Source organism: Burkholderia sp. PAMC 28687, assembly GCF_001577465.1.
Classification (GTDB): domain Bacteria; phylum Pseudomonadota; class Gammaproteobacteria; order Burkholderiales; family Burkholderiaceae; genus Caballeronia.
Window position 1 is genome coordinate 2020065 of the sequence record NZ_CP014505.1, and the last position, 23303, is coordinate 2043367.

A 23303-nucleotide genomic window follows, 5' to 3' on the forward strand; every position below is an offset into this window, starting at 1 on the left:
GGCCGGACAACCCTGATTATCGAAGCGCATTTATCCAATGGCCGGTGCTGATACTGATTTAATCAAGATTTTGGGCGGCGCCGCGGCGGCATTTGCGAGCGTCGCTACCATATTTTCAACCGGCTATTTCAGGACGAAGAAGCAGCTTTCCGATTTGAAGGGCGACGAATCTCGCGTAAAGCGGGATATGGCTCAAGACGATGTCGACACGCAAAGTCTAAAAATGCTCTTGCGATCTGCTGAGCAATGGGAAGCGCAGTACAACAAATCGGTCGCGCGTGAAACACGCTATCGCCGATTACTCGCGGTTTCAGAAGCAAAGATGCGACGCCAGATTATCCAGGCGGCAGAAGACCGCCAGCAAGACCGTTTGAAAATCGAGGCGCTGGTCGCCTTAGTTGCCGAGAAAGACCGCCAAATCATGAACCTTGAAGCCGAAATCGGAGGCCGTCGACAGACGGATCGCAAATGACGCGTGGGCAACGACTAAAAGCCTTCTGGCATCGCTACGACCTCTATGTCGGCAACGCACTGCTCGTCGCCATCTCGCTCGCCGTCGGCGCCGGCCTCATGAACTGGTTCAACGCGCGGGAGCGCTCGGTACTGATCGATCGGTTCCCCGTTGTCCGGGCTGAAGAACGCGCCGCGTGCACTCGCGAGTTCTCTGCGCAGATCTCCGGACTCCAGGCAACGGGCAGCGCACGCGACGAACTCATGCAGCAAGTGAAAGGCGACATGACCGACATTAAAACGCTGATGAAAACCACGAATGAGCTGGCCGCCTACACGCTGCGCTTCCTCGGTGATCGCGCCAAGGTCAACGATCAGCGCACGACCGCAATGCTCAAGCAAACAAAAGAAGCCGCGCAGGCGGCCACCGTCGCAGCACAGAAGACCGAAGCCGTAGAGCAGAAGGTCAACGTCGTCGCCGGCGAGGCGCACGAGGCCGCGAACACCGCGAAGGCCGTCGACAAGAAGCTCGAGACCGCTACGCGCCCTGCTCTACCTGCCAAGCCGTGGATCGGTAATCAACGTTAGGAACAACTATGCGACTCGAACTCGTCGGCGAAGCGAAGAAGGTTTGGCTCATGTCGTGGTCTTCGCGCTTCGCGATGCTCGCCACGGCGTCCGAGCTGCTCGACCAGCTGCGCGACAACCTGCCTTCCCTTCAGGCCTACATCAATCCGCACCTGTTCGGCACGCTCACGATCAGCCTGACCGTTGCAGCGACCGTGGCACGGGTGATCAAGCAATCCACGCTGCGAGCCGCTACCGGCCCAGCGAACGGTTTGCGAGGCGAGCATGAACCTCAGTGAGATCTTCTCCGCCATCTTAGGGATGTTCAAGCGGCCGACGCCGCCCGTTCCAGCGCCGCCCGTGCCTGACATACATCCTGCGCCCGCTGGAACATCGGACACCCCGGTCGTTCCACAAAACGTTCCATCAATCAACGACGCTTGGCGCGCGCTGTGCCGCCCGCTGGTCCAGCACTTCGAGAGCTGCGCGCTCGAGGCGTACTGGGACGCAACTGGCAAGGTCTGGACGTGCGGTTGGGGAACGACCGGCAAGGACGTGATTCAGGGAACGGTCTGGACGCAGGCGCAGGCCGAAGCGCGCCTCGATGCCAGTCTAGATGACGCGGCCGCGATCGTCGACCGCGCCGTACAGGTTCAGATCTCGCCGCAGCAGAAAGCCGCGCTTGTCAGCATCGTCTACAACGTCGGCGCTGGGCGCGCCGCCAGCAGCAGGGATCCCGGCCGCGACGGCATCGTCGTGCTCGCGACCGGCCTGCCCTCCACTCTGCTTCGCAACCTCAACGCGCTGAACTTCGCCTCGGCCGCCGATCAGTTCCTCGCGTGGAACAAGTCCGGCGGCCAGGTCCTGAACGGTCTCGTTCGCCGGCGCACTGCCGAGCGTAGCCTCTTTCTCACCGGAGCATGGAAATGATCACTCTCATCAACGCATTCGTCGCTGCACACCTTGGCGCGATTTTCGGCTTCGTTCTTGGCGCGGGCGGCGTCGTCTTTGGCATGTTTCGCCATCAACAGGCGAAGACAGTTGAGGCGCAAGCTGCCAGCACTGTTGCAGCGTCGAAGAGCCAGGACGATCTAGCGAACGCTGCAGCGTCGGCAGCGACCACCCAGGCGGTCGTGAACCGGTCAGACGCGGATGCCGCAGCGCAGGCCGCCACGCCCGCCGATATCAATGCGCAGCTCGCCGCTATCGGCGCTCAACGGAAGGATTAACCATGCGCGTCTTGCTCACACTCTGCGCGGCGCTCGCGCTTTCTGGATGCCCGGCAACCGTCACGCCGGCGGATCCGCCGGCGAAGATCATCGACACGGCGTGCACATGGGTGAAGTTCATCACGACTTCGCCGAGCGACACGTTCGAGACGAAACAGCAAGTTTTGGCGCACGACAAGGCGTATCTCGCAAACTGCCGTTGAGACCGAGGGGTCTCTTACTGGCCCGTTGTTCCGCCATCCTCTGCTGGCAACGGGTAGCGCAGATTCATGGAGGGCGGAGAAAGCCACGCAAAAGTGGTCATCTTCTCGCCATCAAACTCACATTGCACGGCTGCCGACAGGTCTACTTCCTTCAACTTGATCATTGTCACGCCAAGAGGCGTTGGCAAGCGAAATGGGTATGTCCCTTCAACCACAACTCGTCTTCCGTTGATGCCACTTCGGGGGAGCGAGTAGGAAAGTTTTGGAAGGTCTGACGGGTACGTCTCCACCATCTTTTGCTTGCAAGTCTGACCGTTTTTGTACGTGGTTGTGCAACCAGATAGCGATATCAAAAGGACCGAGACGCCGACGACGTAAAAGGAAACTGTTTTCATTGTTGAGATCCTTGCATTAGGCAGCGCGCAGTCTACCAGCGTCCGGCGAACGCTCAGTGCGCTGACGCCTCAAGGTGAATGTGCTTAAAGCTACCCGTTCAAGATCGCAATAAACTTGGCGTCATCTGCCGATTTCAACGTCCCGGATTCCACCGAGAAGTGATACCACCGCTCATAGATCTGCAGCGCGGTCCCGCGGATTCCCGCGGCGACCGATTCATCCTCCTGCTCGTCCGCCATTTCCATAAACCGCTGCAGCTTCTCGGCGAGGCCGCGCGTTGCCCGGTCGTAGTCGTATGGCTGGGTTGTCCAGTAGTCGTGGAACGGCATTTTTACTTCCAAAAACGTGTCTAACTTGCTCATTCAACCGGCCGCAAAGCCGCGCCAGAAGCCGCCTATTTTTTAAGCGCCAAGTTAGACAAAATCAGCTAAGTATATGAAGTGTATAGCGAAGCGCAGGGAAATGGGGTGCAGGTGGTCGGAGGTTCAAATCCTCTCGCCCCGACCAGTTTGATGAAGGACTTAGGCTTGACCGCCTAGGTCCTTTTTTCGTTTACTTCCTGATCGGTCAACGATTTTGCTGCGCTGCACGCATCCGAGTGCGCCTTCCCCGCGTATAGACATTTGTGAGCACCATTCGAGTTTCTTTTCAAGGTGCTCACAACGCTAACAATCAACTAAAAAAAGCCAAGGCCAGACAAGCCGGCGCAGTTGCGCCGCGATTTGCACTGCCGCATTCCGGGGAAACACACATGTCAGCCAGCAAAAGCAACAAATTACGCAAGCCAGCCCGCAAAAAGACAAACAACCCCGCTTTCGACAGCAAGCTCTGGCCCGTTCACGCCATGATCGTGTCCAGAAGCGCATCCCATATCGCAAGCACGTTGTCCGCGCAGCCGCGCATCAATGCGCTCGCCGAAGCGCTCGCGGAAGTCGCGCAGGATTTCGGCGATGACGCCATCGACGGCTTCCTGATCGCCCTGAAAAGCTGGTTCGTCCAGCGGGAATACGGCGCCGCCATAGAATTGATCGGGTACTTCCAGAAGCATGGCCGCCTGCCCGAAATCGCGCAGCCGTCGCAAACAGGAGGTCGACGTATATCGCGGCGGAGTTCGAAGGACGACAACGTCACTTCGCTGCGCGCAGCATGACCCAATCGCGAAAACGCCCGGTTATCGTCTAAATAACCGGGCGTTTTTCGAACAGCTTCGCTTATCAACGCAATGCTGAATAAGCCGTCGGCGCCAAAAAGTGATTCTCGATGCGTTCGACGATCGGCGACTTCGCCTCGGTCTCGGCGCGCTTGGCGATCCACTCCGCATCGGCTTGGAACGCGTTCCACTTTTCTTCGCGCTCAGCGAGACTTTCCCACTTCAACAGATAAGTCAGGGCGTGATTGCTCGGGCCGGCGATCGTCGTCCAGAACCCGATCGGTTCGATGCCATATTTCTTGAAGAAATCCAGCGTGATGTTGGTGAACCGGTCGTTCAACGCTGGCAAACGGCCCGGCGCGCAATGATAAATACGCATTTCAACGATCATCTTTTCCCCGTGAACATAAAGTAATGCAGCCGTAAAACAAGCCGCGTTTGGACTCACCACGAGCAATCGTACCGGCGTTTCATCTCATTCGCACGCGGTGCTGCATCAAGCCATCACTGAGCCGCAACCAAGCCAGTATCAAGCCTGCTTGGCCGGCCCGAAATCCTCGGCATCGACGTCATAACCTGACGGTTCCCATCGGATGGCAAGCAACGCGATGAGCCCCGCCAGCGGCGCAACCGCTATGATCCAGAAGACCTTCGTGCCAAGCGCTGCCGAGAGCACAGGAAACAGAAAGAGCGATACAGTCGAACTGGCACGCATCAGCGTCTGGTTGAAACCCACGCCAACGCCCCGCAGCGACGTTGGATAGCTGAGCGACGCGAAGGTCATGCTGTGCGAGCCGGGACCGAATCCCTGGCCGAGCAGGAACACGGCGAGAAAGCCGATCGCCATGACGACTTGTGCGCCGCCGGCCGGCCGCCCGACCACAGCAAGACCGATCAGCGCCGCCAGTTGGAAGGCATAGCCCAGCACGGTCAGCTTCCACGCGCCGACCTTTGGCACGGTGCGCACGGCGATCAGTCCACCTACGAACGCAAAACACAGGTTCAACGCGAGCGAGGCAAGGATGGTGGTGAGCATCGACTGCGCGAGGAAACTCGAGATGATCACGGGCAGGCCAAATGCCACGGCGTTATACGCAAACGATGAAGCCACGGCAATGATGGTCGCGAGCACGGTCCGGCGAAGATAGACACCACGCAACAACGCGCCGTAGTTGCTCCACGTTGCCTTGTGCACCGGCGCCTTTGTGCCCTGGAGCGCGGTGGCATCGACTTCGACATCGATGCCGTACGAGCGCTTCAAAATCTGGGCAGCGCCGCGCAGATCACCCTGGTTTGCGGCCCAAACCGGGGATTCGCTGATGTAGCGGCTGCGGATTGCGATGATCACCAGCGCCGGCAATGCGCCGAAGCCCAGGGTCAGGCGCCACAACCAGCCCGAGTGGCTGGCCGGGAGCACGGCGTACAAAGCGAGCACGAGCAGATAAGACACGCTGATGGCGGCGTACCACGTCGGGCACCACATCGCGATGCGCGCCGCCTTGTTGCCGCGGCCGTTCAAACGCGAAAACTCGGCGAGAAACGCCATCGCGACAGGCAAATCGATACCGACGCCCAACCCCATCACGAAACGCGCGCCGCCCAGCACCCAGGCATTGGGCGCGAGGCCGCACGCAATCGCCGCGACGACGAAGAAGAACATGTCGGCCATGAAGACGCGGTATCGGCCGATCTTGTCGGTGAGATAACCGCCCAGGAACGCACCGATGATCGCCCCGAAAGTAATGGCCGACGCGACAAAACCCGTTGCCGCCGGCGTCAGCGAAAACTCGCGGGCGATATCCTTGACGCCGAACGCTAGCGCGCCGAGATCGTAGGCATCGAGGAAAACACCACCCAACGCAATCGCGATGACGATGCGCGCATCGCTTCCCACCGCAGCGCCGCGATTGACGAGCTGGGAGACATCGGCGGCACTGCGGATGACGGGACGCGCTGCGTCGGAGGCCGAAGACGCAATTGCGGGCTCTGCCGCGAAGGAAGTAGACATGGGATGGGCTACGCTGAATGAAGCCGGAAAATAAGCTGTAAAAAAGCTATCAAGCGCGCGATGGTACCGGCGCGCGCGCCTCATCCCAAATTCATTTTTGTTATTTGATGAATGAAGGCGGAGCCAACCCGCCTTTCGTTTCGAATTACTGTTGCGGCATTGCCGCCATTGCTTCCCGGATCTGTTCCGGGCTCAAATCACGGGTATGCGTTGCGAGCGACCAGCGGTGACCGAACGGATCTTCGACCTGGCCATACCGGTCACCCCAGAACATGTCGGTCACCGGCATGATCACCTTGGCACCCGCGTCAACGACTTGAGCGAACGCGGCATCTACGTCGTTCACGTATAAATGCAGCGTCACCGGCGAGCCTTTCAATGTGAGCGGACTATGATTGCCGCAATTCTCGAACTCTTCGGCAAGCATCAGCGTGGAATCGCCGATACCCAGCATGGCGTGCATCACCGTGCCGCCAGGTCCGGGCAGCCGCGTGTGTTCGACTGCATTGAACGCCTTGATATAAAACGCGATTGCGTCGGCGGCGCCTTTGCAAACCAGATGAGGCGTAATCGTATGCATCCCGTCCGGGATTGGCTTGACTGTAGACGTGGGCATTGCAGTGCTCCTTGATTGAGAGGATTTGACCACCAGAGCCGGCGCAGCTCGAGCGCCTGCCATAACGCGACGTGCCAAACCCTGATAGATCGACAAACTCAGTCAAAAAAACTGGGTTAGCCATTCGTGCTGCGCCGCCATCTTCGAATTTATCGTATCCATGCAAACTGCAGTACTTTTTGCCATCTAAAATTACGTTCGAAGTACATACATGAATCACTTTTACCGTTAATCCGCGCATTGCAGGCAATCTCGATGCATAATCCGGTTCGGCTTGAAATCCTGAACAAACGCGTGGTGAGACAATTCAAGGGTTGATTACGTTAATTGCCTGATTCAATGCGAAGTTTATTTCTCTGACCATTTACCTTTCTTCTGATTGAATCGCCTGTTGTTTATATGGCTTGGGCTGCTTCTCTCTTTCAGTGAAGCGCGATACCGTTCTACGTTTACATACGCAGCCTCGCTTCCGTCCCTTTAAATAAAGCTAAAGTTTTACTGCCGGTGGCCGAAAGCCCATCTATGGACCACGAACTTAACACTCCCGACAACTCCAATGATCCGACCTTTCTACGAGCTCGGGCGTTGAGCATCAGTGTCGGCGCAATTCGCAAGGCGCAAGGAAAGGCGTCTCCCGCTGACTTTCCAGTAGGAACTGTAGAGTGGCATGCAGTCGTCGAAGATTTCGCCAATGATGTGTTGAAGGCAATGCTCTCGGAACCGGATTTACCGCTGATCGAAATCCGGCGCGACAATGCGAGAAAATGACGAGGCGTGAAGCCATTAACAATCATTTTCCAATTCGTCAGTCCGATAAAGCCAAAAGGCGTCGCTGATTAATCAGCGACGCCTTTTCGCGTACATGAAACTGGCCTTTGACCCAGCCTCTCAGTCAGCCTCTAACTTATCCGCCCAATAAATCGATCACTTTAAGCAAATCTTTACGCAACTGATCGACATCGACCGAGACATTCATCTCGGATACTCCACGCGACTCTGCAATGTCGTCAGTATCGGCGGCATTCCCATTCGGACGTCCGTGTGAATCGAGCCGGTTACGCGCGCCGTTGATGGTAAAACCCTGTTCATACAACAGTTCGCGAATGCGGCGGATCAGCAGGACTTCATGATGCTGGTAATAACGACGATTGCCCCGCCGCTTCACGGGCCGCAGTTGCGTGAATTCCTGTTCCCAGTAGCGCAGCACATGCGGCTTGACGCCGCAAAGCTCGCTCACTTCACCAATGGTGAAGTAGCGTTTGGCAGGGATTGGAGGCAGGACGACTTTTTCCATCGTCAATCAACCGTGGTGGTGAATGTCACGAAACTTGCGGATATCGCTAATAAGCGCTCGGGCGATACATACCGTATGCCCGTCACTTCAGCGGCCGAAACTGTTTTCAGCACCAGCTTCCACCAGCGCTTTCAACTTCTGACTCGCATGAAACGTGACGACACGGCGCGCCGCAATGGGAATGGCTTCTCCCGTTTTTGGATTACGGCCGGGACGCTGCGGTTTGTCGCGCAATTGGAAGTTGCCAAAGCCGGATAGCTTGACACTGTCGCCGCTTTCAAGGGCGTCGCGAATCACCTCGAAAAATGCTTCCACCATGTCTTTGGCTTCGCGCTTATTCAACCCGACATGGTCGAATAGCATCTCCGCCAATTCGGCTTTGGTGAGCGTAGGCGTTTCCGCCGTTGCTGCACCGTTCGAAGTGGAGACGTCTCGGATCATGGCGCTGCGTTGCGCCGAAAGAAGGGCTTCGAAATCACTCGAGTTCATTTGGTTCATATCGAAAAAATGGCGTGACGATGAAGACGGAGGGGGCCAGCAACTGGCTATCCGCGCAATCGCGCGCCATGTACTCGAGTCAAGCGTTCCACCAATGTTTTGATGGCCGTATCGACCGTTTCGTCCTGAAGCGTCCCGCCAGTATCTTGCAACGTTACACGGAAGGCAAGGCTTTTCTCATGCTCACCCAACCCACCGGAAGTGCTTGATTTTGGACGGAATTCGTCGAATAAAGCAAGCTTCGTGATGTACTTGCAGGCGGGCTCCGAACGAGCGCTTTCGAGCTCGTCGAGGAGCGCCTGAACCTCCACTTTCTGGTCAACGACAACCGCGATATCACGGCGGACCGGCGGAAATTTTGTCACGTCGGCGGGCACCGGCAGCGCACGCTGCATCAGTGCTTCAGCTTCGATTTCGAACAACACCGGCGCGTGCGGCAAGTCGTACTTTTGCATCCAGCGCGGATGCAGGTCGCCGACCCAGCCCACCGCGCGGCCGTCGATCTCGATGCGGGCACTGCGCCCCGGATGCAGCGCCGGATGTTCCGCCTTCACTAAACGCGGCGTTACCGGCGCAAACAAGGCCTCGACGTCGCCTTTCACATCGAAGAAATCAACGGCGCGCGACGGCGCGCCCCATTGTTCTTCGAGCGCCGGGCCATAAGCCAGGCCACCGATCATCTTCGGTTGAGCGAATCCTTCAACCGCCAAATCGCCCGCCTTGATCGACGGGTCGTGCAGGAAAACGCGACCGGCTTCGAACACACGAATCCGGTCCGCGCGACGGTTCAGGTTGTAGCGCAAGACACTGATCAGGCTGCCGAACAGCGTGGTCCGCATCACCGAGAGCTGGCTTGCAATCGGATTGAGCAATTTCACCGGGTTCGCATTTCCGGCGAAATCGGCTTCCCATTCGGCATCGACGAAACTGAAGTTCACCGTTTCCGCATAATCGCGCGCGGCCACAGCATGACGCAGCACGTGAATGGACCGCTTGGTCTCGTTCGTCGGCCGCATTTCACTAATCGCAACAGGCGGACGCGCCGGAATCTTTTCGAAACCGTAAATGCGCGCGACTTCTTCAATCAGGTCTTCTTCAATCTCGATATCGAATCGATACGGCGGCGGCGTCACCGCAAATACATCGCCGTCGTGCGCAAATTCCAGGCCGAGCCGCGTGAAAATCTGCGCGATCTCTTCAGCACTGATCTTCACGCCGATAATCCGGTTCGCGCGCGTGACACGCATGTTCACCGGCTTACGTTTGGGCACGTTGAGCGTCTGGTCATCGACTGGACCAGCGTTACCGCCGCAGATATCGAGAATCAGGCGCGTAATGCGTTCGATATGTTCAACCGTGGTCGAGAAATCCACGCCGCGTTCGAACCGATGCGCCGCATCCGTCGAAAAGTTGTACTTGCGCGCGCGGCCGCGAATGCTGTCCGGCCACCAGAACGCGGCTTCAAGATAGATGTTCGTGGTATCGAGCGACACGGCCGTGCTGTCACCGCCCATGATTCCGGCAAGGCTTTCGACTTGCTGGGCATCCGAGATCACGCCGACGGATTCATCCAGTTCAACCGTGTTGCCGTTGAGCAGCTTGAGCGTCTCGCCCTTCTTGCCCCAGCGCACTTCGATTCCGCCGTGGATCTTGTCCAGGTCGAACACATGCGACGGACGGCCGAGTTCAAGCATTACGTAATTGGAGATATCGACGAGCGCGGAAATGCTGCGCTGTCCGAGCGTTCGAGGCGTTCAATCATCCAGGCCGGCGTTTTAGCGTGCGCGTTTACACCGCGGATCACGCGGCCGGAGAAACGCCCGCACAGGTCCGGCGCCGACACTTTGACCGGGAGGATTTCATCGAGGGTCGCCGTCACCGGCTTGATATCAAGCGCGTGCAGTGGCGCACCCGTGATCGCAGCCGTTTCGCGCGCCACACCAAACACCGACAAACAATCAGCCTTGTTCGGCGTGAGCTTGATTTCGAAGACGGTGTCATCGAGATTCAGCGTCTTGCGGATGTCCTCGCCAATTGGCGTCTCGGCGGACAGGATCATCAAGCCGCTATGATCTTCCGACAATTTCAGTTCACGCGCCGAGCACAGCATGCCCTGGCTTTCCACGCCACGCAACTTGGACAGCTTGATCGCGAAAGGCGCACCACCGGCTTCAGCCGGCGGCAATTCCGCGCCGACCAGGGCAACGGGCACCTTGATGCCCGGCGCCACATTCGGCGCGCCGCACACAATGGTCAGGGTCTCGCCTGTACCGGCATCGACCTGACAAACATTGAGCTTGTCAGCATTGGGGTGCTTCGCCACTTCCAGCACTTGCCCGACAACGATCTTCGTAGTCGGCGGCGCGACCGGCGCGAGCCCCTCAACTTCGAGACCGGCCATGGTGAGCGCGTGCGAGAGTTCGTCGGTCGACAGCTTCGGATCGACGAAAGTTCTAAGCCAGGATTCCGGGAATTGCATGTGTGTCTAGTTCGAAATGAGGTGTGTCTGCGTCTGGACGACGGCCTGTTGCAACATGCTCCAAGACAGATTTCTCAGGCAAATTGCTCAAGGAAACGCAGATCGTTTTCGAAGAAAAGGCGCAGATCCTGCACGCCGTAGCGCAGCATGGTCAGGCGTTCGAGACCGCTGCCGAACGCAAAGCCGATATACCGTTCCGGATCGAGTCCCATGTTGCGGATCACGTTCGGATGCACCTGGCCCGAGCCGGAGATCTCCAGCCATTTACCTGCGTTCTTGCCATGCTCGAACATCATGTCGATCTCGGCGGACGGCTCGGTGAACGGGAAATACGACGGCCGGAAGCGCACGAGAATGTCATCGCGCTCAAAGAATTTCTTCAGGAAGTCCGAGTACACGCCTTTCAGGTCGGCAAAGCTGATGTTCTCTTCAATCCACAGGCCTTCGACCTGGTTGAACATGGGCGAATGCGTGGCGTCGCTATCCACACGATACGTCCGGCCCGGCACGATCACCTTGATCGGCGGCTTGTTCATGCGCGCGTAGCGCACCTGCATTGGACTCGTATGCGTGCGCAACAACAGTTGCCGCCCGTCGGCATCTTTCCCGTCGATATAAAACGTATCCTGCATCGAACGCGCCGGATGATTTTCCGGGCTGTTCAAAGCAGTGAAGTTGTACCAGTCCGTCTCGATTTCCGGGCCGTCGGCCACGTCGAAACCAATCGTGCTGAAAATCTGCTCAACGCGTTCCCAAGTGCGCATGACCGGATGCAGGCTTCCGGCGCCAGGACCACGGCCGGGCAACGTGACATCGATCGATTCCGATGCAAGCCGCTGGTTCAGCAACACGTCCGCCAGCGCCTGACGGCGCGCGTTCAGCGCTGCTTCCACTTGCTGCTTGACCGCATTGATGCGCGCACCCTCGGTCTTTCGGGTATCGGGATCGAGCTTGCCCAAGCCCTTCAGCAGATCCGTGAGTACCCCGGACTTGCCGAGAAAGCGGGCCTTTTCGTTTTCGAGCGTGACCGCGTCTGCGGCGTGTTCGAAGGCATTTCGCGCGTCGGCGACAATCTGGTCCAGATTCATTGATCCCATCATTTCATCGTCAAAATTCTTCTGATCGTTCCCGGGCAAGTTTTCAACCCGGCTTCACCAACAAAAACGGGGCTCTTGTCGAGCCCCGTTTTCTGTTGAAGCACTGTCCTTGATCACAGCCGGACAACGCTCCAACGAACCACGCAGTACCAATCTCGCCAATAAGCTCGATCAGGCTGCAACGGCGGCTTTTACCTGCTTGACGATCGCAGCAAAAGCAGCCTTGTCGAACACAGCCATGTCGGCCAGCACCTTGCGGTCGAGTTCGATCGAAGCCTTCTTCAGGCCATTGATGAACACGCTGTACGTCATGTCGTGCTGACGCACCGCAGCGTTGATACGCGTGATCCACAAAGCACGGAACACACGCTTCTTGTTGCGGCGATCGCGATAGGCATATTGCCCTGCGCGCATGACCGCCTGCTTGGCGATGCGATAGACGTTATTGCGACGGCCGCGGTAACCCTTGGCCAGCTTGATGATCTTCTTGTGACGGGCCCGTGCGGTAACCCCACGTTTGACTCTAGGCATAGTGCGCTCCTGTGAGTGTCAGTTAAGGGTTAAGCGAACGGCAACATTGCGCGCACAGAATTCATGTCAGATGCATGAACTTCCGTGGAACCGCGCAGATGGCGTTTTACCTTGGTGGTCTTCTTGGTAAGAATGTGACGCTTGAAGGCTTGACCACGCTTGATGGTACCGCCCGGACGCACCACGAAGCGCTTTGCAGCACTCTTCTTGGTCTTCATCTTCGGCATGAACTACTCCAGTTTATTAGATGGATATGGGTGTGCGGTCGATCCAATCGATCCTGACCCGCCCTTCGAAACCCACATACCACTTATGAGCGGCGAACTTTGACAATCACCGCTTTTTCATGAGCGCCGCCATTATCAGGCAACGCCCTGAAACCTGCTCATTCGATGCCGCGCAGACCCAAGAACCTCCGGTCGCGCGATCCATCGACATTACTTCTTTTTCTTCGGGGCCATGACCATGATCATCTGGCGCCCTTCCATCTTCGGCATTTGCTCGACCTGGCCATGCTCTTCGAGGTCAGCCTTCAGCCGCTCGAGCACGCGCATGCCAATTTCCTGGTGAGCCATTTCCCGGCCGCGGAAACGCAACGTGATTTTCGTCTTGTCGCCGTCTTCGAGGAAGCGCGTGAGGTTGCGCAGTTTCACGTTGTAGTCACCGTCGTCGGTACCAGGACGGAATTTGACTTCCTTGACCTGAACGATCTTCTGCTTGAGTTTCGCCTCGTGCTGCTTTTTGGCTTCCGAATACTTGAACTTGCCGTAGTCCATCAACCGGGCGACAGGCGGAACAGCCTGAGGCGCGATTTCCACGAGATCCACGTCTTGTTGTTCCGACATGCGGAAAGCATCGGCGAGCTTCACGATTCCTAGCGGCTCATTGTCCACTCCGACCAGGCGCAACTCAGGTGCCGTGATTTCCCCGTTGATGCGATGTGCAGACTTATCAGTAGCGATGTTACGTTTCCTCTAAAAATTCAAAAAAACTAACCGCGCTGCGGGTGGGCTTACTTGTACGCCTGCACGTCCTGCTGCAGACGCTCAAGGAATGCATCGACCGGCATAACGCCAGCGTCGATACCGCCACGAGCACGCACGGCTACGGTTTGGGCATCACGTTCTTTGTCCCCGACTACCAGCAGATACGGGACCTTTTGCATCGTGTGCTCACGTATTTTATAACTAATCTTCTCGTTGCGCAAATCGCTCTCTACTCTAAGCCCTTGTTTTTGCAACGATTGGGTCAGTTTCTGTGCATAGTCGGCCTGACTTTCCGCGATGTTCAGGACCACAGCCTGCACTGGCGCGAGCCACGACGGCATTGCACCAGCATGGTGCTCGATCAAAATACCAAGGAATCGCTCCATGGACCCGACGATTGCACGATGCAGCATCACCGGACGCTTGCGGCTATTGTCTTCAGCTACGTACTCGGCGCCCAGCCGCTCCGGGAGGACCATGTCGAGTTGCAGCGTCCCGCATTGCCACGAGCGGCCAAGCGCGTCCTTGATGTGATATTCGATCTTCGGACCGTAGAACGCGCCTTCGCCCGGCAATTCTTCCCAGGTAAGACCGCAGGCCGTCAGAGCGTCGCGCAGGCCTTGCTCGGCGCGGTCCCAGGTTTCATCGGTGCCGGCACGGGCGTCAGGACGCAGCGACAGTTTGATGTCGATGTGATCGAAGCCGAAATCCTTGTAGATGCTCATCGCAAGCGTGTTGAACGCGATCGATTCTTCAATGAACTGGTCTTCGGTACAGAAAATGTGTGCGTCGTCCTGAACGAAGCCACGCACGCGCATCAAGCCGTGCAGCGCGCCGGACGCTTCATTCCGATGACACGAGCCGAATTCCGCGTAACGCAGCGGCAGGTCCCGATACGAACGCAAACCATGATTGAACACCTGCACGTGGCCAGGACAATTCATGGGCTTGATGGCGTAGTCGCGCTTTTCGGATTCCGTCGTGAACATGTTTTCACGATAGTTCTGCCAGTGACCCGACGCCTCCCAGAGCGAGCGGTCCATGATCATCGGCGTCTTGATTTCGAGGTATCCGACTTCGTTCAGGCGGCGGCGAATGTATTGCTCGACCTGTTGCCAGATCGCCCAGCCCTTCGGATGCCAGAACACCATGCCCGGCGCTTCTTCCTGCAGATGGAACAGATCGAGCTGCTTCGCGAGCTTGCGGTGATCGCGCTTCTCGGCCTCTTCCAGCATGTGCAGATACGCTTCCTGGTCTTCCTTCTTGGTCCAGGCCGTACCGTAGATGCGCTGCAGTTGCTCGTTCTTCGAGTCGCCGCGCCAGTAGGCGCCTGCAACCTTCATCAGCTTGAAGACTTTCAGCTTGCCGGTCGACGGCACGTGCGGGCCGCGGCACAGGTCGGTGAACCCGCCATGTGAGTAGAGCTTGATGTCGTCGGTAGACGGGATCGATTCGATGATCTCCGCCTTGTATTTCTCGCCGATGCTCTTGAAGTAGTCCACCGCTTCGCCGCGCGTAACGACCCGACGTGAAACCGGTTCGTCCTTCTTTGCGATCTCGGCCATGCGCTTCTCGATCTTCTCGAGGTCTTCCGGCGTGAAGGGACGGCTGTACGCGAAGTCGTAGTAGAAGCCGTTTTCGATTACGGGACCAATGGTGACTTGCGCTTCCGGATACAGGTCCTTGACCGCGTAGGCAAGCAAATGCGCGGTGGAGTGACGAATGATGTCGAGACCGTCCGCGTCCTTGTCCGTAACGATCGAGAGCGATGCATCACGCTCGATCAGCGTGGAGGTATCGACGAGTTCGCCGTCGAGCTTGCCGCCCAGAGCGGCCTTGGCAAGTCCTGCGCCAATCGATGCGGCAACTTCCGCAACCGTCACCGGGTGGTCGTACTGGCGAACTGACCCGTCGGGCAAACGTATCGAAACCATTTCGTTCTCCAAGACGCCGAAAGCCGGCGTCCAAGTTCATTCAACAATGCCTTGCAAGACGCGAAAATACCGCGCGAAGACAAAAAAAATGCGGCCCCACATTCGAGGGGCCGCATTCACTTTTCCTACAACTGCAAAGGCGAAAGTGGTCCTCGACTAGCGTCGCTCCGAAGTTGTATCGGTCAACGTTCGCGGTGCCATCTTGTTCATTTGCCTTTCGCGCCAAGACGCTTGCTGCAGTTTTGAAAATCCGGCGAACCGGACTTTCACTTTCGTTGGTAGGCTCGATTGGACTCGAACCAACGACCCCCACCATGTCAAGGTGGTGCTCTAACCAGCTGAGCTACGAGCCTGAAGAAGCGAAATTATATGGTGCGTTTTGAATCCTGGCAAGTGCTTTCATGCGATGACACTGAAGATATTCGTCGATACGTTTAAGAAGCCCCAACAATGCGCTGCTGATTCAAAGCGTTAAGCCGCATGACCACAAACGAAAATGTGTTAGCCGCGCCGCGTTGCCCGCACGACGCCCTGCACTTCACTCAGCAACGAGCAAGCGCGCTGGATCTGCGCGGCACTTGATACCTCGACCGTGAACTGCATATAGGCAACGTTGCGCCGGCTTTGCGTCTTCACGCCGGTCACATTCATCTTCTCGCGTGCGAACACTTCGGAAATGTCGCGCAACAAACCTTGGCGATCGTTCGATTCGACAGCAAGGTCCACCGGATAAACAGACGAGCCGCGCCCGCTCATGACATCGGCGGACCAGGCCGTTTCAAGCACACGCTCCGGAGCATGTTCGGCCATCCGCTGGAACGTCGCGCAATCACTGCGATGGATCGACATACCCTTGCCACGCGTCACAAACCCCGAGATGCGATCGGGCGGCGCCGGCCTGCAGCAACGCGCAAGCTGCGTGAGCAATGCGTCTACACCGACGACCAGCACACCGGTGGACGCACCCTGTGCAACGCTTTGCCCGCTGCTGCGCTTTTCGAACTGCGCGGGTGCCTCAGGTTCGGGTTCCGGCGGCGGCGTGTCGTGCAGCGCCTGCTCGATATTGCGCAGGCTGAACTCTTCCTTGCCTACAACCGCATACAGTTCTTCCGGCGTCTTGAAGCCAAGCTTCGATGCCAGTTGATCCAGATTGACGGACGTCTTGCCTTCGCGCTGCAACGTCTTTTCAACCAGTGCCCGGCCGTTTGTGATGTTCTCTTCGGAATCAACCGAGTTGAACCATGCGCGCACTTTCTGCCGCGCGCGCGGACTGTGCAGATAGCCGAGCAAAGGGTTGAGCCAGTCGCGCGACGGGCCGCCCTCCTTCACCGCGACGATTTCCACCGTCTGGCCGTTTTGCAAAGGCGTGTTGAGCGGCACCATGGCGCCATCGACACGCGCACCGCGGCAACGATGCCCTAGTTCGCTATGCAGGTGATATGCGAAATCCACCGGCGTCGAGCCGTGCGGCATCGCAATCACGCGCGCCTGCGGCGTGAGCACGTAGATATGGTCGTCGTCGAGGGTTGCTTCGCGCAGATGCTGCCAGGGTTGCGCACCCGGTTCTTCGCTTTCGGAAACGTCTTCCTTCCAGGCCAGCAGTTGCCGCAACCACGCGATCTTCTCGTCGTATTTTTCAGCCGCCGTCACCTGCCCGCCGTAGGCTCGCGTGCCGGCTTCCTTGTAACGCCAGTGCGCCGCCACGCCATACTCAGCGAAGCTGTGCATTTCCATGGTGCGGATCTGGACTTCAAACGCGCGGCCATCGTCACCGACCACCACCGTATGCAGCGACCGATAACCATTGGGCTTCGGCCGCGAGATGTAGTCGTCGAATTCCCGCGGAACCGGCTGCCACAGGTTATGGACAATACCCAACACCGTGTAGCAATCCTTGATATCGTCGACGATCACGCGAAACGCGCGCACGTCGTTCAGCTCGGAGAAATCCAGCTCCTTGCCGCGCATCTTCTTCCAGATGCTGTAGATGTGCTTCGGCCGTCCGCTCACCTCAGCGCGGATGTGCGCCGTAGCCAGTTCTTTCTGCAAGCGTGCGATGGCACTGGTCACATACGCTTCGCGCTCGATGCGTTTTTCGTCGAGCAGCTTGGCGATGCGCTTGTAAGTAGGCGGTTCCTCGAATCGAAACGCGAGGTCCTCCAGTTCCCACTTCAGTTGCCAGATGCCGAGGCGGTTTGCCAGCGGCGCATAGATCTCGAGCGTCTCGCGCGGTACATCGGGCGACGGATCAAGCTTGTTCGCCGCGTAAAAGCGCAGCGACTGCAGCCGCGATGCGAGACGGATCAGCACCACCCGAATGTCTTGCGCAAATGCCAGCAACATCTTGCGCAGCGCTTCGACCTGGGCGCGACGCGCCGCTTGTGCGTCGCGGCCCGTCTCGGGCAATGTCGCCTGCGTGGCGCGCGAGCTGACGGAGCCCAGACGCCACAGCTTGCGGACATCGGCGACAAGACTTTGCACTTCTTCGCCGAAACGTTCGGTGATCACACGTTCCGGATCGTCGATATGCGGCGCGATGGCAAACAGCGCCGCCGCCGCGATTGCCGCCGGATCTACGTTCAACGTCTGCATGATCCGCGCCGTGCCGGCTGCGTGTTCGGCCAGCAACTCGCCGCTCGTCAACCGCGCGTCGCCAGCGTGTTCGCGTACGAACGCGAGCGCGTCGTCGAAGGACGGCTCGGGGTTCAATGCGGGAGAAACGGCGGTATCGGGCATGCGATCGATCAGGTGCGAAGCAATGTTTGACTATCAGTCATGCACCTTGTCAAACAAGGCGGCGATGACAACCACTTCCACGAGGCACGCCGGGTTGGCAAGCTTCGCTTCTACGGTCGCGCGCGGGGGCGCATTGCCTTCGGGCACCCACATGTCCCACGCCGCGTTCATGGCTGCGAAGTTCGCCAGGTCCGAAATGTAGATCTGCACCGACAGCAGTTGCGTCTTGTCGCTTCCGACTTCAGCGAGCAAGCGGTCGATGTGGCCAAGCACTTCGCGAGTCTGACCCGTGATGTCCTGATCGGTGTCTTCGGCAATCTGGCCCGCGAGATAAACGGTGCCGTTGTGGATCGCGGCTTCGGAAAGACGCGCGCCGACATGGAGACGGATAACTGCCATGAATGCCTCTGAAAAGTGATTTGTCAAAAAAACCGTGCGAAGCCCAATATTATGCCTCGTGTGTTTCCGTATCGAGGAAGAAGCGGTAGGCGAGGTCTATCTGTTCCGGCGCGAGAAATGCCGGGGCGTGACCTACACCCTTGACCTCAGCGCTTGTCACGGCCTGGCCTGTGGCGACCATCTTTTCGGCCGTTTCCCGCGATAACAGATCCGAATTCTCGCCGCGTACGACCAGAACCGGATGTTTGATCGCCGCAAGCGAATGCCAAAGGATCGCCTCCCCAAGCGCGGCCGCATTTGCATCTGCAGCGGCAAAGGGCACGGCGATCTTCGGATCGTATCTGTAACCCCAGCGCCCATCGCGCTCGTGCATCAGCGGCGTATTGATCGCGCGCCATTCCTCGGCGCTCAACGGGCCGAAGGACGCCGCGAGTTGCGCCGCATTGTCGATTCCATCCTGAAGCGTGGCGAAGGTTTCGTCGCGGCCCAGATAGCTGCCAATGCGCTCTAGCGCCACCGGCTCGATGTGCGGCCCCACGTCGTTGAGCAGCAACTTGCGGATGGGCGTGTTCGGCAGCCCGGCGAGTCCCAGCCCGATCAATCCGCCCATGGATGTTCCGAACCAGTCCACCGTTTCCACATTCAGGCGTGCGATCAGCGCGACCATGTCCGAAACGTATTGCGGCACGCCGTAATGTTTCGGGTCGGCAAGCCAGTCGGAAAGCCCTCGCCCGACCACGTCCGGACACACCACGCGATACTCCCGCGCGAGCACCTTCGCCACCTCGTCAAAATCGCGGCCGGACCGTGTCAGCCCGTGAACGCACACGAGCACGCGCGGGTTTGCGGGATCGCCCCATTCCGTATAAGCCATGCGATGCAAACCGGACGGGCTGATGCATTGCACGTGGCGTTGCCGAGGCTCGGAAACGAAGGAAGGCGCAGCTTCGACGATGGTCGCGGACATGATTTTCCTTGGGCGCAGTAGCGCTGCTGCATGACGGATGGATCAATGGAAATCGATTGTAAACGCTTTGCGCGCCGCATTTCTTCGTCAGACACAAGGTTGGCCAACCGGTCTATGCGCGGCGTCGTACGGCCAACGAACAGTTACGAAAAAAGGGCTGCACCAACGCGAAGTTGGAACAGCCCTTTCCGGCCGGCAGACCGCGCCAGCGCTCAACTCTTACTTGACTGCGCTCACATCCAGCGGCGCGCCGGTTTTCTGTTGAATCTCTTCCACACTGACGCCAGGAGCCAGTTCGATCAGCTTGAGGCCCGCGTCCGTCACGTCGATCACGCCTAGATCCGTAATGATCCGGTCGACCACGCCCTTGCCCGTCAACGGCAAGGTGCACTCTTCCAGAATCTTGTGCTGGTCGCCCTTCGCGACGTGTTCCATCAGCACGATCACGCGTTTCACGCCCGCTACCAGGTCCATGGCGCCGCCCATGCCCTTGATCATCTTGCCAGGGATCATCCAGTTGGCGAGGTCGCCGTCCTTGCTGATCTGCATGGCGCCGAGGATGGCGAGGTTCACGTGGCCGCCGCGGATCATGGCAAACGAATCCGCCGATGAAAATATCGACGATCCCGGCAATGTGGTCACCGTTTGCTTGCCGGCGTTGATCAGGTCGGCATCGACTTCTTCTTCGGTCGGTGACGGCCCGATGCCGAGCAAGCCGTTCTCCGATTGCAGCCACACTTCCATGCCGGCCGGCACGTGGTTCGCGACCAGCGTGGGCAGCCCGATCCCGAGGTTCACATAAAACCCGTCCTGCAATTCTTTGCCCGCCCGCGCGGCCATCTGGTTCCGGTCCCATGCCATGATCAGTCTCCTTTTGCGCGCACGACGCGTTGTTCGATGCGTTTCTCCGGGTGCGCATTCAGCACGATGCGCTGCACGAAAATCCCCGGCGTGTGAATGGCGTCCGGATCGAGCTCACCGACTTCCACGATTTCCTCCACTTCGACGACCGTGATCTTGCCGGCCATGGCGCACATCGGGTTGAAGTTGCGGGCCGTGCGTCGATAAATCAGGTTGCCGGATTTGTCGGCTTTCCATGCTTTCACGAGCGCTACATCGGCCGTGAGCGAGGGTTCGAGCACGTAGAAGTTGTCACCGAACTTGCGCGTCTCCTTGCCTTCGGCGATCACCGTGCCATAACCCGTGTTCGTGAAAAACGCCGGGATGCCCGAGCCGCCCGCGCGCAGCTTTTCAGCCAGCGTGCCTTGCGGCGTGAATTCGAGCTCGAGTTCGCCGGCCAGATATTGCCGCTCGAACTCCTTGTTTTCGCCCACATACGACGAAATCATCTTCTTGACCTGGCGGGTTTCGAGCAGAAGGCCAAGGCCGAAGCCATCGACGCCCGCGTTATTGCTGATACACGTGATTCCCTGGACGCCCGTGTCGCGCAATGCCGCGATCAGCGCTTCGGGAATGCCGCACAGGCCGAATCCGCCGACGGCAAACGTCTGGCCGTCCTTCACGATGTCTTCGAGCGCCTCTTTCGCGCCGGGATAGACCTTGTTCATTTGTCCCTTCCTGATCTGGATGAAATCTGATTATTCGAGTCGTTGCGCCGTTCGTTTCTCCGGCGATAACGACTTTCTGACGTTGCAAAAGAGTACGACGATGCATCGATCCGGCACAATACGCAAAAATACATAAGTAATTGCCGTAGTGCGCGGCGATGCAAACATCAAACGCCCGTCGTCCGAGCCAAAATGCCTCAATTGGATTATCAAACTGCGTTTCATCTTGCGCCAGTCGGGCTGGTGTTGTCACGGGAACGGATCATCGAAGACTGCAACGCGCAGCTTTGTGCAATCTTCGGCGTAAAGCCCGAGGCGCTGATCGGACGCTCGTTCCAGGTGCTGTATCCGTCGCCGGTGGAATTCGAGCGGATCGGCGCGCGCATTTCCGCCTTGATGCAGCGTCAGGGCAGCTACGCCGACGACCGCATCATGAAACGCGCGAACGGGGAATTGTTCTGGTGCCACGTGACCGGACGGTCGCTGGATTTGAGCGCGCCGCATGCCGCGGGCGTCTGGACGTTCGAAGACCTGAGCGCGACGCGGCGAGTCGCCATCGAACTCACACCGCGTGAGCGCGAGATTGCCGCGCAACTCGTGACGGGCAAGACCAGCAAGCAGATCGGCCGCGCGCTCGACATCAGTTCGCGAACCGTCGACATCTACCGCGCGAAACTCATGCGCAAATACGACACGGGCAACGCCACCGAATTGCTGCAGCGGCTGCTGGGCGATTGATTACTTGTGCGGCGCCGCCGTTTCAATGGCATGACGCAGCAGATCCGGAATCGGCACCGATTTCGCGGCCGCGTAGTCGACCCACACGCATTTGGCGGTGCCGCGTGCGTAAAGCGTGGCGGAATCGTCCGCTCGATACAGCTCGAAGCGCGTATCGAAGCTGCTGCGTCCGGGCGCGCCGACAAACATGCTGCCAATGACGTCGCCCGGGTAATGGAGTTGCCTGAGGAATTCCATCGATGCATTCACGACCACCGGCCCCTGCCCTTTGGCGTTGGCGCCGGCAATGTCCAGCTCCCGGAACCACGTGATCCGCACTTCTTCCATGAAGCGGAAATACACCGTGTTGTTGACGTGGCCGAATGCGTCCATGTCGCCCCACCGGATAGGCATGGACAAGTCGATGACGCGATGAAACCCGCCATGCGCCGCGCCCGACGCTTGTTCGACAACCTGGCTCATAAGCCGAATCCATCGTCGGCGGCGATCACCGAGCCGTTGATGAACTGCGACTCGTCGGCGGCGAGCAGGAGCAACAGTCCATCCAGGTCTTCAGGCGTGCCCACGCGGCGGCGCGGCAAGATGGACAGCAGTTTCTGCCCCGCTTCGCTCTTCCAGTGGTGATGATTCAGTTCGGTATCGATATAACCGGGACAGATGGCGTTCACGTTGATCCCATGACGGCCCCATTCCTGCGCCATGGCTTTTGTCATATGGACGACGGCCGCCTTGCTCATGGAATACACGCCGATCTGCGGCAGCGTCTTGAGTCCGGCCATGGACGCGATGTTGATGATCCGGTACCCGGGCTTTACGGTCCCGTTGCCGCGCATGATCATTCGCTTCGCCACTTCCTGCGCGACGAAAAACGCGCCGCGCGTGTTGGTATCGAAGACGAAATCGAAATCCGATGGCGTCACGTCCGTCAGCTTTTGCTGGGTCGATACACCCGAGTTGTTCACCAGAATATCGATAGTGCCCGCTTCCGTCTCCGCGTGGGCGACGGCGGACTTGATGCTCTGGTAATCGGTGACATCGAGCGATACGACATGCGCCGCGCCGCCCGATGCCTCGATTTCAGCCCGCAATTCCTTGAGGCGCTCAGTGCGGCGGCTTGCCAGCACGACCCGTGCGCCGGCCTGCGACAGCACTTGCGCAAAGCGTTTGCCCAGTCCGCTGGAAGCGCCGGTAATAAGCGCGCATTTGCCTTCCAGGTTGATCGAACGGCCCATTGTTTTTCCTTGGTTGAAAGCGATTGAGTTGTTCGGGATCGGTCCGTCTTGCGCTCGTGTGATGCTGTTGCTTTGTACGAAATCTGCGCGGAACTGGACCAGGTCCAGCGAGCCAATATGCTATCGTTAAATAATACGGTCGTGCTAATCGCCGGAACGTTAGTTGCACCATACCTATCGTTCCCTGACAATACGCGATCCCCAAAAAAGCATTCTAACGTTAGA

The 23303-nt window shown here is 58.4% G+C and carries 28 protein-coding genes, 1 tRNA gene and 1 pseudogene; 9 read left to right on the forward strand and 21 right to left on the reverse strand.

The annotated features are described in order from the left end of the window. The first annotated feature begins 37 nt into the window (after window positions 1-37). Genes AX768_RS09270 through AX768_RS09295 form a run of 6 tightly spaced genes read left to right on the forward strand, consistent with a single transcriptional unit; the run spans window position 38 to window position 2449 of the window. The gene (locus AX768_RS09270) at window positions 38-472 is read left to right on the forward strand and encodes a hypothetical protein (protein WP_061999713.1); all 435 of its coding nucleotides are present in this window, start codon (window positions 38-40) and stop codon (window positions 470-472) included. Next, complete coding sequence (locus tag AX768_RS09275; RefSeq protein WP_061999714.1) at window positions 469-1038, forward strand: hypothetical protein; 570 nt, start codon at window positions 469-471, stop codon at window positions 1036-1038. The genes AX768_RS09270 and AX768_RS09275 overlap by 4 nt, the downstream gene beginning before the upstream one ends. Before the next feature lie 8 nt (window positions 1039-1046). Continuing rightward, entirely contained in the window at window positions 1047-1316 is a 270-nt protein-coding gene (locus AX768_RS09280; RefSeq protein WP_061999715.1) for a DUF7940 domain-containing protein, read from the forward strand. Beyond that, window positions 1303-1947, forward strand: coding sequence for a lysozyme (locus AX768_RS09285; protein WP_061999716.1), 645 nt, complete (start codon window positions 1303-1305; stop codon window positions 1945-1947). The genes AX768_RS09280 and AX768_RS09285 overlap by 14 nt, the downstream gene beginning before the upstream one ends. Further along, a complete protein-coding gene (locus AX768_RS09290) occupies window positions 1944-2246 on the forward strand; it encodes a hypothetical protein (protein WP_155524216.1) in 303 nt (100 codons plus the stop codon). The genes AX768_RS09285 and AX768_RS09290 overlap by 4 nt, the downstream gene beginning before the upstream one ends. 2 nt (window positions 2247-2248) lie before the next feature. Continuing rightward, on the forward strand, window positions 2249-2449 hold the full coding sequence (locus AX768_RS09295) for a hypothetical protein (protein WP_061999718.1): 201 nt from the start codon (window positions 2249-2251) through the stop codon (window positions 2447-2449). Between the two features lie 14 nt (window positions 2450-2463). Here the strand turns inward: AX768_RS09295 and AX768_RS32710 are convergent, their stop codons facing one another. Both AX768_RS32710 and AX768_RS09300 read right to left on the reverse strand, forming a co-directional pair. Continuing rightward, on the reverse strand, window positions 2464-2844 hold the full coding sequence (locus tag AX768_RS32710) for a hypothetical protein (protein WP_155524217.1): 381 nt from the start codon (window positions 2842-2844) through the stop codon (window positions 2464-2466). 90 nt (window positions 2845-2934) lie between these two features. After that, a complete protein-coding gene (locus tag AX768_RS09300; protein ID WP_155524218.1) occupies window positions 2935-3174 on the reverse strand; it encodes a hypothetical protein in 240 nt (79 codons plus the stop codon). Window positions 3175-3596: 422 nt separating this feature from the next. On the opposite strand from AX768_RS09300, the gene AX768_RS09305 reads away from it, so the two are divergent. Further along, the gene (locus AX768_RS09305; RefSeq protein ID WP_061999720.1) at window positions 3597-3995 is read left to right on the forward strand and encodes a hypothetical protein; all 399 of its coding nucleotides are present in this window, start codon (window positions 3597-3599) and stop codon (window positions 3993-3995) included. 64 nt (window positions 3996-4059) lie between these two features. Here the strand turns inward: AX768_RS09305 and AX768_RS09310 are convergent, their stop codons facing one another. From AX768_RS09310 to AX768_RS09320, 3 genes are all read right to left on the reverse strand, one after another. After that, a complete protein-coding gene (locus tag AX768_RS09310; RefSeq protein ID WP_061999721.1) occupies window positions 4060-4386 on the reverse strand; it encodes an NIPSNAP family protein in 327 nt (108 codons plus the stop codon). A 138-nt stretch (window positions 4387-4524) separates the two neighbouring features. Then, window positions 4525-6003 carry an MFS transporter gene (locus AX768_RS09315; RefSeq protein WP_061999722.1) on the reverse strand — a complete coding sequence of 493 codons (1479 nt, stop codon included), beginning with the start codon at window positions 6001-6003 and terminating at the stop codon, window positions 4525-4527. Window positions 6004-6148: 145 nt separating this feature from the next. Next, entirely contained in the window at window positions 6149-6619 is a 471-nt protein-coding gene (locus tag AX768_RS09320; protein ID WP_061999723.1) for a VOC family protein, read from the reverse strand. Between the two features lie 522 nt (window positions 6620-7141). On the opposite strand from AX768_RS09320, the gene AX768_RS09325 reads away from it, so the two are divergent. Next, window positions 7142-7387: a hypothetical protein gene (locus AX768_RS09325; RefSeq protein WP_061999724.1), complete on the forward strand. Its 246-nt coding sequence runs from the start codon at window positions 7142-7144 to the stop codon at window positions 7385-7387. A 136-nt stretch (window positions 7388-7523) separates the two neighbouring features. On the opposite strand, the gene AX768_RS09330 is transcribed toward AX768_RS09325, so the two are convergent. From AX768_RS09330 to AX768_RS09395, 14 genes and pseudogenes are all read right to left on the reverse strand, one after another. Then, complete coding sequence (locus tag AX768_RS09330) at window positions 7524-7913, reverse strand: MerR family transcriptional regulator (RefSeq protein WP_061999725.1); 390 nt, start codon at window positions 7911-7913, stop codon at window positions 7524-7526. An 87-nt stretch (window positions 7914-8000) separates the two neighbouring features. Beyond that, window positions 8001-8411 (reverse strand): integration host factor subunit alpha, encoded by a 411-nt coding sequence (locus AX768_RS09335; protein WP_061999726.1) that lies wholly within the window; start codon window positions 8409-8411, stop codon window positions 8001-8003. Window positions 8412-8458: 47 nt separating this feature from the next. Then, window positions 8459-10890, reverse strand: a pseudogene (gene pheT, locus AX768_RS09340) (phenylalanine--tRNA ligase subunit beta). 74 nt (window positions 10891-10964) lie between these two features. After that, window positions 10965-11978 carry a phenylalanine--tRNA ligase subunit alpha gene (pheS, locus tag AX768_RS09345; RefSeq protein ID WP_062000904.1) on the reverse strand — a complete coding sequence of 338 codons (1014 nt, stop codon included), beginning with the start codon at window positions 11976-11978 and terminating at the stop codon, window positions 10965-10967. Between the two features lie 180 nt (window positions 11979-12158). Beyond that, on the reverse strand, window positions 12159-12518 hold the full coding sequence (gene rplT, locus AX768_RS09350) for a 50S ribosomal protein L20 (protein WP_007585475.1): 360 nt from the start codon (window positions 12516-12518) through the stop codon (window positions 12159-12161). 29 nt (window positions 12519-12547) lie between these two features. Next, window positions 12548-12745: a 50S ribosomal protein L35 gene (rpmI, locus tag AX768_RS09355; protein WP_031359004.1), complete on the reverse strand. Its 198-nt coding sequence runs from the start codon at window positions 12743-12745 to the stop codon at window positions 12548-12550. A gap of 210 nt (window positions 12746-12955) precedes the next feature. Next, window positions 12956-13480, reverse strand: a complete 525-nt coding sequence (gene infC / locus AX768_RS09360) for a translation initiation factor IF-3 (protein ID WP_075359824.1) — start codon at window positions 13478-13480, stop codon at window positions 12956-12958. A 50-nt stretch (window positions 13481-13530) separates the two neighbouring features. Next, window positions 13531-15438: a threonine--tRNA ligase gene (thrS, locus tag AX768_RS09365; RefSeq protein WP_061999727.1), complete on the reverse strand. Its 1908-nt coding sequence runs from the start codon at window positions 15436-15438 to the stop codon at window positions 13531-13533. A 276-nt stretch (window positions 15439-15714) separates the two neighbouring features. Next, a tRNA-Val gene (locus tag AX768_RS09370) sits at window positions 15715-15791 on the reverse strand. Window positions 15792-15939: 148 nt separating this feature from the next. Next, complete coding sequence (locus tag AX768_RS09375; protein ID WP_061999728.1) at window positions 15940-18174, reverse strand: RelA/SpoT family protein; 2235 nt, start codon at window positions 18172-18174, stop codon at window positions 15940-15942. 33 nt (window positions 18175-18207) lie between these two features. Beyond that, window positions 18208-18573 carry a RidA family protein gene (locus AX768_RS09380; RefSeq protein WP_061999729.1) on the reverse strand — a complete coding sequence of 122 codons (366 nt, stop codon included), beginning with the start codon at window positions 18571-18573 and terminating at the stop codon, window positions 18208-18210. Between the two features lie 49 nt (window positions 18574-18622). Then, window positions 18623-19540: an alpha/beta fold hydrolase gene (locus tag AX768_RS09385; RefSeq protein ID WP_061999730.1), complete on the reverse strand. Its 918-nt coding sequence runs from the start codon at window positions 19538-19540 to the stop codon at window positions 18623-18625. A 219-nt stretch (window positions 19541-19759) separates the two neighbouring features. Then, complete coding sequence (locus tag AX768_RS09390; protein ID WP_061999731.1) at window positions 19760-20401, reverse strand: CoA transferase subunit B; 642 nt, start codon at window positions 20399-20401, stop codon at window positions 19760-19762. A 2-nt stretch (window positions 20402-20403) separates the two neighbouring features. Next, entirely contained in the window at window positions 20404-21108 is a 705-nt protein-coding gene (locus AX768_RS09395) for a CoA transferase subunit A (RefSeq protein WP_061999732.1), read from the reverse strand. Between the two features lie 192 nt (window positions 21109-21300). Between AX768_RS09395 and AX768_RS09400 the strand changes: the two genes are divergently transcribed. Continuing rightward, complete coding sequence (locus AX768_RS09400) at window positions 21301-21846, forward strand: LuxR C-terminal-related transcriptional regulator (RefSeq protein ID WP_061999733.1); 546 nt, start codon at window positions 21301-21303, stop codon at window positions 21844-21846. On the opposite strand, the gene AX768_RS09405 is transcribed toward AX768_RS09400, so the two are convergent. Continuing rightward, window positions 21847-22308, reverse strand: coding sequence for an acyl-CoA thioesterase (locus AX768_RS09405; protein WP_061999734.1), 462 nt, complete (start codon window positions 22306-22308; stop codon window positions 21847-21849). Beyond that, entirely contained in the window at window positions 22305-23078 is a 774-nt protein-coding gene (locus AX768_RS09410; protein ID WP_061999735.1) for an SDR family oxidoreductase, read from the reverse strand. Before AX768_RS09410 ends, AX768_RS09405 begins: the two co-directional genes overlap by 4 nt. Between the last annotated feature and the right edge of the window lie 225 nt (window positions 23079-23303).